15 protein-coding genes are annotated in these 13,535 nt (G+C 69.0%); 4 read left to right on the top strand and 11 right to left on the bottom strand.

Features of this window, described 5'->3' with window-relative positions; all coding sequences use genetic code 11:
* Positions 1-41: 41 nt before the first annotated feature.
* Entirely contained in the window at positions 42-1,820 is a 1,779-nt protein-coding gene (locus AB0M93_RS34885) for a multicopper oxidase domain-containing protein (protein ID WP_364281766.1), read from the bottom strand.
* Between the two features lie 190 nt (positions 1,821-2,010).
* Here AB0M93_RS34885 and AB0M93_RS34890 point away from each other — a divergent pair, with 190 nt between their 5' ends.
* Entirely contained in the window at positions 2,011-2,805 is a 795-nt protein-coding gene (locus AB0M93_RS34890) for an HAD-IIA family hydrolase (RefSeq protein WP_364281769.1), read from the top strand.
* 37 nt (positions 2,806-2,842) lie between these two features.
* The gene (locus AB0M93_RS34895) at positions 2,843-3,643 is read left to right on the top strand and encodes a metallophosphoesterase (RefSeq protein WP_364281772.1); all 801 of its coding nucleotides are present in this window, start codon (positions 2,843-2,845) and stop codon (positions 3,641-3,643) included.
* On the opposite strand, the gene AB0M93_RS34900 is transcribed toward AB0M93_RS34895, so the two are convergent.
* The 7 genes from AB0M93_RS34900 to AB0M93_RS34930 form a co-directional block, all read right to left on the bottom strand.
* Entirely contained in the window at positions 3,640-4,014 is a 375-nt protein-coding gene (locus AB0M93_RS34900; RefSeq protein WP_364281775.1) for a YccF domain-containing protein, read from the bottom strand. The two genes, AB0M93_RS34895 and AB0M93_RS34900, sit on opposite strands and share 4 nt — an antisense overlap.
* On the bottom strand, positions 4,014-4,760 hold the full coding sequence (locus AB0M93_RS34905) for a PhzF family phenazine biosynthesis protein (protein WP_364281778.1): 747 nt from the start codon (positions 4,758-4,760) through the stop codon (positions 4,014-4,016). The genes AB0M93_RS34900 and AB0M93_RS34905 overlap by 1 nt, the downstream gene beginning before the upstream one ends.
* Before the next feature lie 53 nt (positions 4,761-4,813).
* Positions 4,814-6,262: a hypothetical protein gene (locus tag AB0M93_RS34910; protein ID WP_364281781.1), complete on the bottom strand. Its 1,449-nt coding sequence runs from the start codon at positions 6,260-6,262 to the stop codon at positions 4,814-4,816.
* 2 nt (positions 6,263-6,264) lie between these two features.
* Positions 6,265-6,750 (bottom strand): hypothetical protein, encoded by a 486-nt coding sequence (locus AB0M93_RS34915; protein ID WP_364281784.1) that lies wholly within the window; start codon positions 6,748-6,750, stop codon positions 6,265-6,267.
* A gap of 113 nt (positions 6,751-6,863) precedes the next feature.
* The gene (locus AB0M93_RS34920; RefSeq protein WP_364281786.1) at positions 6,864-7,475 is read right to left on the bottom strand and encodes a DUF3558 family protein; all 612 of its coding nucleotides are present in this window, start codon (positions 7,473-7,475) and stop codon (positions 6,864-6,866) included.
* Positions 7,472-8,185: an ESX secretion-associated protein EspG gene (locus AB0M93_RS34925; protein ID WP_364281789.1), complete on the bottom strand. Its 714-nt coding sequence runs from the start codon at positions 8,183-8,185 to the stop codon at positions 7,472-7,474. The genes AB0M93_RS34920 and AB0M93_RS34925 overlap by 4 nt, the downstream gene beginning before the upstream one ends.
* Positions 8,186-8,212: 27 nt before the next feature.
* Positions 8,213-9,112 carry a hypothetical protein gene (locus tag AB0M93_RS34930; RefSeq protein WP_364281792.1) on the bottom strand — a complete coding sequence of 300 codons (900 nt, stop codon included), beginning with the start codon at positions 9,110-9,112 and terminating at the stop codon, positions 8,213-8,215.
* A 135-nt stretch (positions 9,113-9,247) separates the two neighbouring features.
* Here AB0M93_RS34930 and AB0M93_RS34935 point away from each other — a divergent pair, with 135 nt between their 5' ends.
* Positions 9,248-10,906, top strand: a complete 1,659-nt coding sequence (locus tag AB0M93_RS34935) for an AMP-binding protein (protein WP_364281794.1) — start codon at positions 9,248-9,250, stop codon at positions 10,904-10,906.
* A gap of 43 nt (positions 10,907-10,949) precedes the next feature.
* On the opposite strand, the gene AB0M93_RS34940 is transcribed toward AB0M93_RS34935, so the two are convergent.
* Positions 10,950-11,918: a R2-like ligand-binding oxidase gene (locus AB0M93_RS34940; protein ID WP_364281797.1), complete on the bottom strand. Its 969-nt coding sequence runs from the start codon at positions 11,916-11,918 to the stop codon at positions 10,950-10,952.
* 20 nt (positions 11,919-11,938) lie between these two features.
* Positions 11,939-12,523, bottom strand: coding sequence for a TetR family transcriptional regulator (locus AB0M93_RS34945; protein WP_364281800.1), 585 nt, complete (start codon positions 12,521-12,523; stop codon positions 11,939-11,941).
* Positions 12,524-12,618: 95 nt separating this feature from the next.
* Between AB0M93_RS34945 and AB0M93_RS34950 the strand changes: the two genes are divergently transcribed.
* Positions 12,619-13,242 (top strand): HAD family hydrolase, encoded by a 624-nt coding sequence (locus AB0M93_RS34950; RefSeq protein ID WP_364281803.1) that lies wholly within the window; start codon positions 12,619-12,621, stop codon positions 13,240-13,242.
* A 56-nt stretch (positions 13,243-13,298) separates the two neighbouring features.
* On the opposite strand, the gene AB0M93_RS34955 is transcribed toward AB0M93_RS34950, so the two are convergent.
* Complete coding sequence (locus AB0M93_RS34955; RefSeq protein ID WP_364281805.1) at positions 13,299-13,535, bottom strand: hypothetical protein; 237 nt, start codon at positions 13,533-13,535, stop codon at positions 13,299-13,301.

A 13,535-nucleotide genomic window follows, 5' to 3' on the forward strand; every position in this document is an offset into this window, starting at 1 on the left:
AGGCGCGTTAGAACGCGCCTTACCACTCACGAGCAGGTGGGTCAGCCGTCGTGGTGGTGGCCGCCCGGGTGGACGTGGAACTTCGCCACCTCGGGCGGGTGCACGACGAACGGCCGCATCATCCCCTCGTCCTCGTGGTCGAGGATGTGGCAGTGGAACATGAACTCGCCGGTTCCGCCGCCGAACCGGCCGGCGACGCTCACCCACTGGCCGGGCCGCACGATGATCGTGTCCTTCCAGCCCTCCTCGTACTTCTCCAGCGGGACGTCGGTGAAGCCGCTGATCGGCGTCGTCGTCCGCTCGGCGGCCTGGTCGAACGTCGTCGTGAAGCTGCGCCGGAACAGCGCCTGGAACTCCGTCAGGTGGATGTGGATCGGGTGCGCGGGACCGCCGTTCGCCACGTGCACCAGGTTCCACACCGCCCACCGGTCGTGGTCGATGAAGATCCCGGTGGTGTCGTCGAAGAGCCGCCCGTTCATCCGGAACGTCTTCAGCCCGCCGTTCGGGTCCTGGAGCTGGATGATCCCCGCGCCGCCCGGGTCCGCGTCGACCTCCTGCAGGTCCCACATCTCCGGGTGGCCCTGGGCGTTGAGCAGCAGCGCGACCCAGACGTGGTCGTGGTCCTCCGGCAGCGTCGTGCCGTGCTGCAGCCGGACGTACGACGTCGAGACCTTCTCCGGCAGCGTGAACGGGTCGTGCTTGGCCCGGCTGTCCACCCGGAACTCCATCAGGTCCGGTTCGACGATGCCCAGCAGCGGGTCGGCGTTGCGCAGCCTGAGGTGCTGCCCCTTGAAGCGGCTGAAGTCGATCAGCACGTCGAACCGCTCGGCCGGGGCGACGGTCAGGCCGCCCGCCGGCAGCTCGGCGGGGGCCGGCAGCAGGCCGCCGTCGGTGCCGATCAGCCGGACGGCGTCGTTCTGCGGGACGTTGTTCTCGTCGACCAGGTTGAGCGTGTAGAACCGCGAGTTCGCCGCGTTGAGCAGGCGGAAGCGGTACCACCGGGCGTCGACGTCCAGGTGCGGCCAGATCACGCCGTTGACCAGGTTGAACGGCCCGGAGAACGGAATCAGCGTGCCGTTCGGCAGGGCCGGGACCTTGAACAGCAGCTGCCCGGTGAGCGCCTGGGTCGCCGGGTCGGTGTCGAGGTTCCGGTCGGTGATGATCAGCGGGATCTCGTGGTCGCCGTGCGGCAGGCCCAGCGCGTCCTCCTCGTCGTCGCGGACGAGGTACATGCCCGCGAGGCCCGTGTGGACGTTGAAGCGGGTGATCGCCATGGCGTGGTCGTGGTACCACAGCGGCATCGCCTGCTGCTGGTTCTGGTACTCGGCCAGCTGCGACGTCCGCTTGAGGCCCGCGTTGTGCGCCCAGCCGTCGTTGCCGGCGTTGGTGCGCGCGCCGTGGAGGTGGACGACGGTCCACGCCGGCAGGTCGGCGACGCCGTCGATGATCGAATAGCCCGGCCGGTCCAGGTCCCGGCCGGGGCGGCTCGTCGGCCCGTCCGTGAGCGGGCCCTGGACGGCGACCAACGGGAACTCGCCGTCGATTTCGTTCGACCACGAAATTCGCAGCTGCTTGCCGCTGCGCACTTCGATCGTCGGACCCGGGAAATGCCCGGCGTACGTCCACAACGTGCTTTCGGGCAATTCTGAGTGCAGCCGCTGCCGCTTCGTGATCATCGGAATGGTGATCATGTCCTGGCCCCACCACGAATGCGGCCGGAGCACCGGCGGAATGCGCAGCGGGTCGAGGAACTTGGTGAGCCCCCAGTTCGGCGCGGTGATCGGCCCGGCCGCCGCCGGGTGCTCGATGATTTCGGTCATTTGTTTCCCCCTTCGGTGCGGGGGCAGGACGAATAGCGCGACGGCGCGCACGCCGTCGACGTCGAAAAGTATTCCCCCGAACCCCCTCGGTGACCGGCAACGCGACTCCCCGCGCGCAACCGGCAATTCCCACTGTAACCCTTTTCGGCGCGGCCCGCAGGTGTCTCGCGCGCGTGATAGGTTCCGCGTCATGAACGAACGCCGGTGGACGTACCTCTCCGACATGGACGGCGTCCTGGTGAAGGAGGAGCACCTCGTCCCGGGGGCCGACGAGTTCCTCGCCGAGCTGAAGGCGAACGGCATCGACTTCCTGGTGCTGACGAACAACTCGATCTACACCCCGCGCGACCTGCGGGCGCGGCTGGAGCGCACCGGGCTCGACATCCCCGAGGAGTCGATCTGGACCTCGGCGCTGGCGACCGCGAAGTTCCTCTCCTCGCAGCGGCCGAACGGCTCCGCGTACGTCATCGGCGAAGCGGGCCTGACGACGGCGTTGCACGAGGTCGGCTACGTGCTCACCGAGCGTGACCCCGATTACGTCGTGCTGGGCGAAACCCGCACGTACAGCTTCAGCGCGATCACGCGCGCGATCCGGCTGATCGAGGGCGGCGCGAAGTTCATCGCGACGAACCCCGACGCGACCGGCCCCAGCCTGGAGGGCTCGATGCCCGCCACCGGGTCCGTCGCGGCGCTGATCGAGAAGGCCACCGGGCGTTCGCCGTACTACGTCGGCAAGCCGAACCCGCTGATGATGCGCTCGGCGCTGCGCCGGCTCGGCGCGCACTCGGAGTCGACGCTGATGATCGGCGACCGGATGGACACCGACGTGCACTCCGGCATCGAGGCGGGACTGCAGACCATCCTGGTGCTCACCGGCATCTCCACCCGTGAGACAGCCGAACGCTATCCGTACCGCCCCACACTGGTGATCGACTCGATCGCCGACCTGATCGGGCGGACCCTGGACCCGTTCGGCGAAGGCTGAGCGTGGGCCGGGCGGAAGCAGGGCTTATCGTCACCGGATGAGCAAGTCGACGTACGTGGTCGGCGACGTCCACGGGCACCGTGACGAACTCGCCGACGCGCTGAGATCCGAAGGCCTGGTCGACGAGGAGGACAACTGGTCCGGCGGTGAGGACCAGCTGTGGTTCCTCGGCGACTTCGTCGACCGCGGCCCGGACGGCGTCGGCGCGATCGACCTGGTCATGCGGCTGGAAGCGCAGGCGGCGGAGGCCGGCGGCCAGGTCCAGACGCTGCTGGGCAACCACGAGATCCTCGCGCTGGGGATGTACCACTTCGGCGACGAGCCGGTGCCGTCCGACTTCGGCCCGCGCAGCTTCGCCCGCAGCTGGGAGATCAACGGCGGCCTGCTGTCGGACCAGGACCGCCTGACCCCGCAGCACATCGAGTGGCTGGCCGCGCGCCCGCTGGCCGCGCTCGCCGCCGACCACCTGCTGCTGCACTCGGACACGCTCGAGTACCTCGACTGGGGGTCCTCGATCGAGGAGATCAACGAGGCGGCGGGCGAAATCCTCGCGGGGTCCGACATCGAGGCGTGGTGGGACGTCTGGCGCCGCATGACGACGCGGTACGCGTTCCGCGGCCCGGACGGTGAGGAGAACGCGCAGAAGCTGATGGAGGTGCTCGGCGGGTCGCGGATCGTGCACGGGCACAGCGTCATCGCGGACCAGCTGGGGATCCACCCGACGCAGATCGAGGGCCCGTTCCTGTACGCGGGCGGCAAGGCACTGGGCGTCGACGGCGGCTTGTTCGTGGGCGGGCCGTGCCTGGTGGTGAAGCTGCCGTACGAGCCGGAGTCCTAGGCGATCTCGACGATCTCCTTGCCGAGCGGCACCAGCGACACGGGGATCATCTTGAAGTTCGCGATGCCGAGCGGGATGCCGACGACCGTCAGGCACAGCATGACGCCGGTGACGACGTGTCCGAGAGCGAGCCACCACCCGGCGAAGACGAACCAGACGACGTTGCCGAGACAGGAGGCGACGCCCGCGTCCCGCCGGTCGACGACGGTGCGCCCGAACGGCCAGAACGCGTACTGCGCGATCCGGAACGACGCCAGCCCGAACGGGATGGTGACGATGAGGACGCAGCAGATGACGCCGGCGACGAGGTAGCCGACGGCCATCCAGAAGCCGCAGAGGATGAGCCAGATGATGTTCAGCAGGGTGCGCATCAGACGTGCAGCTCCCCGCTCAGCACGGTGATGGCCTGGCCGGCGAGGTGGACGCGGTCGCCGTCCTGCCGGGTCCGGACGATCCCGCCGCGTTCGGACGCTTGCTCGCCGATGAGGTCGGTTTTCCCGAGTCGCGCGGACCAGTAGGGCGACAGGATGCAGTGCGCGGAGCCGGTGACGGGGTCTTCGTCGATGCCGACGCCGGGGGCGAAGAAGCGGCTGACGTAGTCAGTTTTGTCCCCGGGTGCGGTGACCAGCAGCCGCCCGGTCCAGGTGTGCTTGAGCTTGCCGAGGTCCGGTTCGAGGGTGCGCACGGTCTCGGCGTCCTTCACGACGGCGAAGAGGTTCTCGACGCCGCGGCCGGTGTATTCGATCTCGACGCCGGGCAGGATTCCGGACAGGTCGTCGCCGGTCGGCTGCGGCGGATCGGCGGGGAAATCCATCTCGACCCAGCCGTTTTCGGCGTGGGCCCGCAGTTCCCCGCTCTTGGTGGCGTAGGTCTGCGCGCCGCCGAGAACGTGGGTGACGGCGAGGGTGGCGTGCCCGCAGAGGGCAACCTCGACGGCGGGGGTGAACCACCGGAGCGACTTCGTCTTCCTGACGAAGAAAGCGGTCTCGGCGTGTTTCATCTCGGCGGCAACGGCCTGCATCCAGGTCTCGTCGGCGGGCTCGTCCAGGAGGACGACCCCGGCGGAGTTCCCGGCGAAGGCGCGATCGGTGAAGGCGTCGACGATGAAGAAGCGCATGCCACCAATGTAGCCGCGGCGCGTGCTCTTGATCCGGATTCCCGGGATGACCCCTAGGAGGTTTCCCCGATGGTCGGTTTGACGACCTTTTCCCCATCCGGCCCACGTTCGGCCTTGAGCTCGAAGACGTCTTCGTCGACGACGTACTTGTTCTTGTGTTCTTTGTCGTCTTCTTTCTTTTTCCCGGCGGCACCGGCGGCGCCCGGAGTGCCACCCTTGCCGCCCTTGGCAGCCGCGGCGGCGGTGGCCCCGCGCTCGAGCCGTTCTCCGGTCTTGCTGCCGGTCTTGCCGCCACCTTCCCCGGGCGCTTCCTTGGGGGCGGCGGCGCCGGCACTACCGGACACCCGGGACCCGGCGAACCCGGTACCGGCCCGCCCGGACCCGATGCCCTTGCCGCGGGTGATGTCCCCGCTGCCGCCGGTGGTGCCACCGGCGGTGGTCCCGGGCAGGGCAAGCCCATCGGGAGTCATGCGCCCGAAGGTACCGCCGGCTGCAGGGGCGGCGCGGAAGTTGGTGTTGCCGCTGAAGGTGCCGGTGCCGCTGGTGGTCCCCGGGGGGACGTACGTCGGGGGCGGGGTGGTTCCGGGCGTTCCTGTCGGCGGGTTCGCGCCACCGGGGACGAAGGTGCCGGTGGTGCCGCTTTGGCCGCCGGTGCCGCCGGCGCCGCCGAGGGTGGGGGTGCCGGTGAAGGCGGTGCTGCTGGTGCCGTGGAAGCCGCTCGCGGAGGTGGAGTCACCCTGCCCGAGCTGGGGCGGCGGAGTGTAGGTGGGCTGGGTGCTGGCGGTCTCGTGGTAGGTGGAGTCGAGGTTCTGGAGGACCTGAACGGCCTGCTGATGAGCGGCATCAGCCTGCTGCTGCTTGGCGGCGACGTTGGTCATGGTCTGCGTCGCGCCGACGAGGTCACCGGCCTGGTACTGCTGGGTGGCCTTGTTGATTTCGGCCTGCTGATTGAACCCGGTGGGTTCGGGCATGTTCTTCTGCGCGTAGTCAGCGGCGGCAGCTTGCTGCGAGTAGCGGTTGGAGCTGAGCTGGGCCGCGTTGGCGGTCTCGGCGGTGTAGCTGGCGGTGTTCTGGAAGAACCCGTGCGCCTGCGCGGCACCTGAGCCCTGCCACTGGATTTCGCTCGAGTTGACGGCGTCGTTCGCCGCGTTGGAGACATCGGCGAGCCAGTTGCCGATCCGGTTGGCCAGTCGTCCCCGGTCGTCGAGGTCCTTGGGGTCCATGTTCTGGTGGACCATGTTGTACAGGTCTTCGTGCGTGCTGGCGGAGTAGTTCTGCCCCGGGGCAGGCGCGTCGCCGCGGGTGGATTGGTTGTGCAGGAGCACCTTGCCCTGCTCGACCGAGTACTGCGCCGCCTGGTTCTGGGTTTGCGGCGTCACGCCGTCACGAGCGTCGCCCTGGTCCTCGGCTCCGAAATGGTGGACGTTCTGCTGGAGTTTCTGCTGCGTCTCGGCGTAGAAGTCCCCTTCGTACTGCCGATGTCCGGCGTGCCCCTGGGCCATCGTCACTCGCTCCCGCGCAGCTTGGCGAACGTCTGGGCGTGGGCGTCCTCGGTCTCGCGATAGTTCTTGCGAGCGATCGCCAAAGCCTCTTTGACCTGCTGGAATCCTTTGATGAGCAACTCGAGGTTCGGGACGAGGGACTGCTCGTCGCCCGCAGCGACCTTCACGTTGAACTGAGCTACCTGGTCGGCGTAGTCGCTGGATCCCATCCGCGGTTTCCAGGCCAGCACCTCGAGCTCGTATTCGATGCCGCGGTAACCGTCGATGAATTCGTCGCAGACCTTCGTGTACTTGTCGAGTCCGGCCTGGTTGATGGCGAAGCCACCGTTCAACGCCAGATTCTTCAGCCCTTGGGCGCCTTCGTTGAGGCGCTTCGCCCCGTCCGGGTCGGTTGGGGTGTTGAGGAGCCCCGAAAGGAAGTTCGACCCTGCGTCGCCCGAGGCGGGCGCGGCGATCGGCTGGTCACTGAAACTCGCATCCGAGCTCACGTCAGGTCCCCTCCCGTCGAGCAGTACTCTCGGTGCCCGGGTCCTACTGTAGTAGTGACCGGCGATCAGCGGCAGAGGCGACAGCCGGACGTATGTCACTCCCTCGGCCCGGCTCAGGAGCCGGGCGGGAGCAATTTCTCCACCTTGACCGCGATCGCGGTCACTCGGTCGCACGCCTGCTGCGTCGTGCCGTTGCCGGAAACGGACACGAGTGCCCGCGACTTCGGCTTGACCTCGATGGAAATGGTGCACTGGCCCACGGCCCCGATGGCCTCGCGCTCGATGATCGCGTTTCGCGTCCCGACGTGGCCTCGCGACGCCTTCGAAGGGTCCGGGATGCCTTGGTCGTAACCGGCGTTGTCCTGGAGCGCAACGCCGACGTTGGCGTCGCCTGGCTTGTTCGAGGCGCAGCTTCGCTCGCTGTCCACGGTGCCGGGCGTGGCCGCCGGGAACCCCTCGCCCTCCATGACCTGGTTGATAATGGTGCAGGGGCTAACACCTTCGAACGGGTTACCGCTCGAGCTGCCGGTGGTGGCCGAAGTGGGGCTGGCGCTGCTCGACGAGGTGCCCGCGGCTTGCGGAGTGCCCCCCACCTTGCTGTCGCAGGCGCTCAGCGCGAGCGCCAGGGTGGCCAGGGCGAGGACGGTGGCGCGAAGGCGAACTGCTCGGGTCACGACCTGAACACTACGGGTAGGCCGCCACGCCGAGGCGAGGATGCGGGTCACCGGTGGGTCGTCTCCTCGATGCGTTCGTGCAACCACCCTCTCAGGTGTCCTCCGTCCGAGGGGACGAACCTCAGCCTCGACTCGCCGCCCGACAGCTGTTCCGTGAACGTCAGGTACCGGCCGCCGTCGGTGTCCGCGAATGTCACCGTGCCCGCCGGGCGGAGGGCGGCCTGGCCCATGCGGGTCGACAGCTCGAACGTGCCGTGGCGGTGCGTGGCCCACTGGGCGTACTCCTTCAGCGCTTCCGCGTCCGGCTGCCCGCTCGGGCCATGCGTCAACGTCACCGGGGCCACCGGCAGGGGTCCGTAGCGGGGCAGGATCCCGACCAGGGAATCGACCAGGTGGTCGGGGCGGATCCGGACGAAGTTGATCGCGTCCGGGAGCAGCTCCGAGTAGACGCCGAGGCCGTGGCCGATGGTGGCCCGGTAGAACACCTGCCGGCCGTCCGCCACCTCCGCCGCGCGGACGATGATCAGCACCTCCGGCTGCGTCCACGCGCGGAGGGTCTGCTCCACCTCGATGTCCAGCTTCTCCGGTCCCGCCAAGCCCCGCGCCCGCAACGACTCCCACGCTTCCGCCAGCACGCGGTCGTGCTCTTCCAGCGTGTGGCCCGGGCTGCGGATCTCGAACGGGTGCCAGTTCGCCGGGAGGCCCGTGCGGCGGACCGCCGCTGCTACCTCCGTCAGGCCCAGTGAGAATTCCTCCGGCACGTCCCGAGCGTAGCGGAGCCGATCGGGTCACGCGTCGACGATGAGGACCTCGTATGTCGGGCTGGTGGGCGGGTAGCCGCTGTAGATGTGGGAATTGACCACCGCCAGGTGGTTGCCGATCTTCGCCGCCGAAACCGGTTGGTCGAACAGGGGGTCCGTGATCGTGCCTGCGGGGGTGGCGTTGCTCAGGTCGCCGTCGAGGTGCCAGCGGGTGATTTTGTCGTCGAGCTGCACCGCCCAGAGGCAGTGCCCTTCGAGCACCATGCTGGCCACGCTGGGCGCCGTCAGCCCGGCGATCTCCTTGCTGGCTCCGGTGAGCGGGTCGATCGTGTACACCTTGCCCGGTGTCGTTGCGGCCACCAGCAGCTTGTCGCCGGACGGTGTCGCGATGACGTCGTTCATGAAGAAGTTCTCCGGGGAACCGCCCGCTCCCGGGCCGGTCAGCGGCAGGGTTCGCGGCGGTCCGGGCACGCCCGCCACCACCGGCACGAAGAACAGCTGCGGGTGGTAGGAGTCGGTGAACCACGCGCCGTACGGGGTGACCGCCACGTCGTTGACGAAGGACGTCTGCGGGTCGCCGAAGGTGTAGTCCGCGACTTTCGCCTTCGTGCGGACGTTGTAGACGTACGCCTTGCCGCCCTTGCCGCCGGCGACGAACAGCAGGTCGTGGCGGTGGTCCAGGTCCACGCCGGCCGCCATCGTGCCGGGTGGCGCCTCGATGAAGCGTTCGGCGGTGCCGCGGCGGACGTCCTCGCGGAAGATCGTGCCGGCGATGAGGTCGCCGGTGTAGTACTCGCCGCCGCCGGCCGCGGTGATCCCTTCGGCGGACGTGGCGCCCGGCAGCACGATCACCCGGGGCGCCGCCGACGCCGGTGCGGCCACCGCGAGCAGCAGGACGGCAGTGGCCAAGGCCAGCACTCTTCGCATCGGGTCCCTCCCCTTAGTTCCCTACCGGCATCCTGCCACCGGCAGCGGGTCCGCGGAGAGGGCTTTTCCGAGCTGGCTGCCGGGTCCCGCGGTTCCTAGACTCGGCGGCAGTCATCGTCGACTTCAGGAGGCACCATGCCTGACGCGCCCGCCCTGCCGAGCTACGCCTCGGGGACCTCGGAGGTCCCGCTGCTCGGGGACACCATCGGTGACAACTTCGACCGGACGGTGGCCGCCTTCGGTGATCGCGACGCGCTGGTCGACCGGGCCGCCGGCCGCCGGTGGACCTACCGGGAGCTGGCCGCCGAAGTGGACGCACTGGCGCTGGGGCTGGTCGCGCGGGGCCTCGGCAAGGGCGACCGGGTGGGGATCTGGTCGCCGAACCGGGCGGAGTGGACCTTCCTGCAGTACGCGACGGCCAAGATCGGCGCCATCCTGGTCAACATCAACCCCGCCTACCGGTCGCACGAGCTGGCGTACGTGCTGAACCAGGCCGGGATCCGGCTGCTGGTCGCCTCGGACGAGTTCAAGACGTCCGACTACCCGGCCATGGTGGACGAGGTGCGCGACAAGTGCGCCGCGCTCGAACACGTCGTCATCCTCGGCGGCGAGGGCTGGCAGGCGCTGCTGGAGGCGGGCCGCGGCGGCGACCGGGCGCAGCTGGCGCACCTGCAGGCCGGGCTGTCGGCCGACGACCCGATCAACATCCAGTACACGTCCGGGACGACGGGCTTCCCCAAGGGCGCCACGCTGTCCCACCACAACATCCTCAACAACGGCTACTTCGTCGGCGAGCTGTGCAACTACACCGAGCAGGACCGGGTGTGCATCCCGGTGCCCTTCTACCACTGCTTCGGCATGGTGATGGGCAACCTGGCCTGCACCAGCCACGGCGCCTGCATGGTCATCCCGGCACCCGCGTTCGACCCGGAAGCGACGCTGGAAGCGGTCGCGGCCGAGCGGTGCACGTCGCTCTACGGCGTGCCGACGATGTTCATCGCCGAGCTCAGCCACCCGCGCTTCGGCGAGTTCGACCTGTCGTCGCTGCGCACCGGGATCATGGCGGGCTCGCCGTGCCCGGTCGAGGTGATGAAGCAGGTCATCGACCGGATGGGGATGCGTGAGGTGTCCATCTGCTACGGCATGACCGAGACGTCCCCGGTGTCGACGCAGACCCGGGCGGACGACTCGATCGAGCGCCGCGTGTCGACGGTCGGCCGGGTCGGGCCGCACCTTGAAGTCAAGGTCGTCGACCCGGAAACCGGCCTGACGGTCCCGCGCGGCGAGCCGGGCGAGCTGTGCACCCGCGGGTATTCGGTGATGCTGGGGTACTGGGAGCAGCCGGACAAGACGGCCGAGGCGATCGACGCGGCGCGCTGGATGCACACCGGCGACCTGGCGGTGATGGACGCCGACGGCTACCTCAACATCACCGGCCGGATCAAGGACATGGTCATCCGCGGCGGCGAAAACCTGTACCCGCGCGAAATCGAGGAGTTCCTCTACACCCACCCGGACATCCTCGACGCGCAGGTCATCGGCGTCCCGGACGAGAAGTACGGCGAAGAGCTGATGGCCTGGGTCCGCATGCGCGAGGGCGCGGAACCGCTGACCACCGAGAAGGTGCGCGAGTTCTGCGAAGGCAAGCTGGCGCGCTACAAGATCCCGCGGTACGTCCACGTCGTCGAGGAGTTCCCGATGACCGTGACCGGCAAGGTCCGCAAGGTGGAGATGCGCGAGAAGTCGATCAGCCTGCTGGGCCTGGAAAAGGCGGCGGCGGCGAAGCACGCCTGAGCCACCCTGGGCGGCCGGACCCGGTCCGGCCGCCCAAGGGCTGTCACGAAACCGCGGCGGCGGCCTCCGCGATCGCCTTCGCGTCTTCCTCGCCGAAGGTTTCCTCGAGGTGCTCGGGCGAATAGTCCAGGTCGATCTGCTCCACCGGCATCCCGCGTGCCGATTCGATCGCGCCCAGCCGGCGCTGGGCCCGGTCGGCCGCGTACTGGACGATCTCCTGCGGGTCGTTGTCGAACGGCAGTTCCTCGAACTGGTCCTGCACCCACTGGATCATGTCGAGCGCGTGCGGCAGCAGCTCGCCCATCCGCTGCTGCACCGCGTCCCACAGGGAGTCGTCCGCGGCGACGTGCCGGCGGCAGGTGAACGTGCCCCAGGCCATGTGACGGCGCTCGTCGTCGCCGATGCGGCGGACCAGTTCCTGCATGCCCGGCAGGATGTCGTGCTGGGTGCAGATCAGCTGCCACGAGTAGTAGCCCGTCAGCGCCAGGCTGCCCTCGATGACGTGGTTGTACGTGACGCTCGCGCGGATCTGGTTGAGCGGGCTGGGATCGTCCTCCAGCGCGCGTAGCGACTGCGGCAGCTCTTCGTAGAACAGCTTGCGGTAGTGCGGGTTTTCGGCGACGTACGGGTGGAGGTCCTCGGTCAGCCCGACCGCGTCCATCCAGCGCCGGAACACCTCGGTGTGCTTGGCTTCCTCGAAGCAGAACTGCGTCAGGTACATCTCGTCGCCGAACCGGCCGGTCGCCGACATCGCCCGCATGAACGGCTGGATGTCCTCGGTGACGGCCTCTTCGCCGGCGATGAACTGCGCGACCAGGTACGTCGTGCTTCGCTGCTGTTCCGGGTTGAGCGTGTCCCAGCCTTCGCGTTCGCGGCTGAAGTCGATGTCCGCCGGGTTCCAGAACTTCTTGTTGCCTTTGACGAACAGGCGCAGCGGGAACGAGTCCCAGTTCAGGCCGCCCTTGCGCAGCGAGGAGAAGCCGGTCCGCAGCTCCGGAAGCGTGTCGGTCATCGTTTCACTCCGATAGCGATTCAGTGGGCGAATTGGCGGATGGCGGGTTCCATGACCGCGGTGACGGCGTCGGCCGCTTCGGCCGCCGAATGCGTGGAAAGCACCAGGTGCGACAGGGAAAGCCGGACGACGGTTTCGGCGAGCAGGGCCGCGGCTTCGGCGGAGAGCCCGGGTTCGAACTCGCGGTACTGCTCGGCGGCGAGGTCTGCGGCCGCGGTGAGGATCGGCTCGCCCCGGGTCGTGAGCAGGGGCAGCAGGTCCTCGCCGGCTTCGGTGCCGAGCGCCGCCGCGACCAGGCGGTTCTCCCGCGCGTGCTCGATCGTGTAGACGACGGCGTGGTGGATGCCCGCCAGGAGCCCGTCCGCCGTTTCGAACCGCTGCCGGATCCCGTCGAGGAACTCCGACGCGGTGCGCAGCGCCACCGCCTGGGTCAGCGCCGCCTTGTTGCCGAACTCGTTGTAGACCGTCTGCCTGCTCACGCCGGCTTTCGCGGCGACGTCGGCCATCCGCAGGCCCGCGTGGCCCCGGTCGGGCAGCAGGTCGGCGGCGGCGTCGAGCAGTGCTTCGCGCAGGGACGCCTTCGTCCGCTCGGTGAAGCTGGTCACACCCTCACCTTGACACAGATCACTCTCGTGTCAAGGCGCTGTACACGTTCGGTTCGCGCGTAAAACTGTCGGTGGTGGCGGTTACCGTGTGGGGCGTGGGCATCACCGTGGGGTTCGACCTCGACATGACACTGATCGACGCCCGGCCGGGCATGGCCGCGGCGATGAACGCGCTGGGCGCCGAATCCGGCCTGCCGCTGGACGGCGACGCGTTCGCGGCCAACCTCGGGCCGCCGCTCGACGACATCCTGCGCGGCTTCGAAGCGCCCGAGGAACGCATTCCCGGGCTCGTCGACCGGTTCCGCGCGATGTACCCCGAGGTGGTCGTGCCGAGCACGGTCGCGCTGCCCGGCGCGGTCGAGTCGCTCCGGGCGGTCCGGGCCGCAGGCGGCCGCACGCTGGTCGTCACCGGGAAGTACGGGCCCAACGCACAGCTGCACGTCGACGCGCTGGGGCTCGACGTCGACGAGGTCGTCGGCGAGCTGTGGTCCACGCAGAAGGCCGAGGCGCTCCTGGCGCACGACGCCCGGGTCTATGTCGGAGATCACGCCGGCGACATCCGGGGTGCGCTCGCCGCCGGGGCGATCGCGGTCGGCGTCACCACCGGGCCGTGTGATCGCACGCTCCTGCTGAGCGAAGGGGCGGAGGTGGTGTTCGAGTCGCTGACCGAGTTCCTGCCGTGGTTCGAGCGGACGTTCGCGGGGAGCGTGGTGCCGTAGCCCTATTCCATCCATGCCCCCGCCGCCGCCCTCAACGGAGCAGCTGCGCTGCGCTGCTATTTCTTGGCGCGCGCCTCGATCACCAGCGCGATCAAGCCCAGCGCCAGGCCCAGGGGCGTGATCACCCCGGCGGCGAGGGACAGCCACACCGGCAGGTTCTCCAGGCCGGCGGCGAACATGATGAACACCGCCAGCACGGCGAGCATGCCGAGCCCGAAAAGCCCGATGCCGACGCGCATCAGGAACGGTTTGCCGGGAGCGGCCACGCCCGCCTCCTTCGTCGTGCTCTTCAT

It is taken from the genome of Amycolatopsis sp. NPDC051102 (assembly GCF_040682815.1).
Classification (GTDB): Bacteria; Actinomycetota; Actinomycetes; order Mycobacteriales; family Pseudonocardiaceae; genus Amycolatopsis.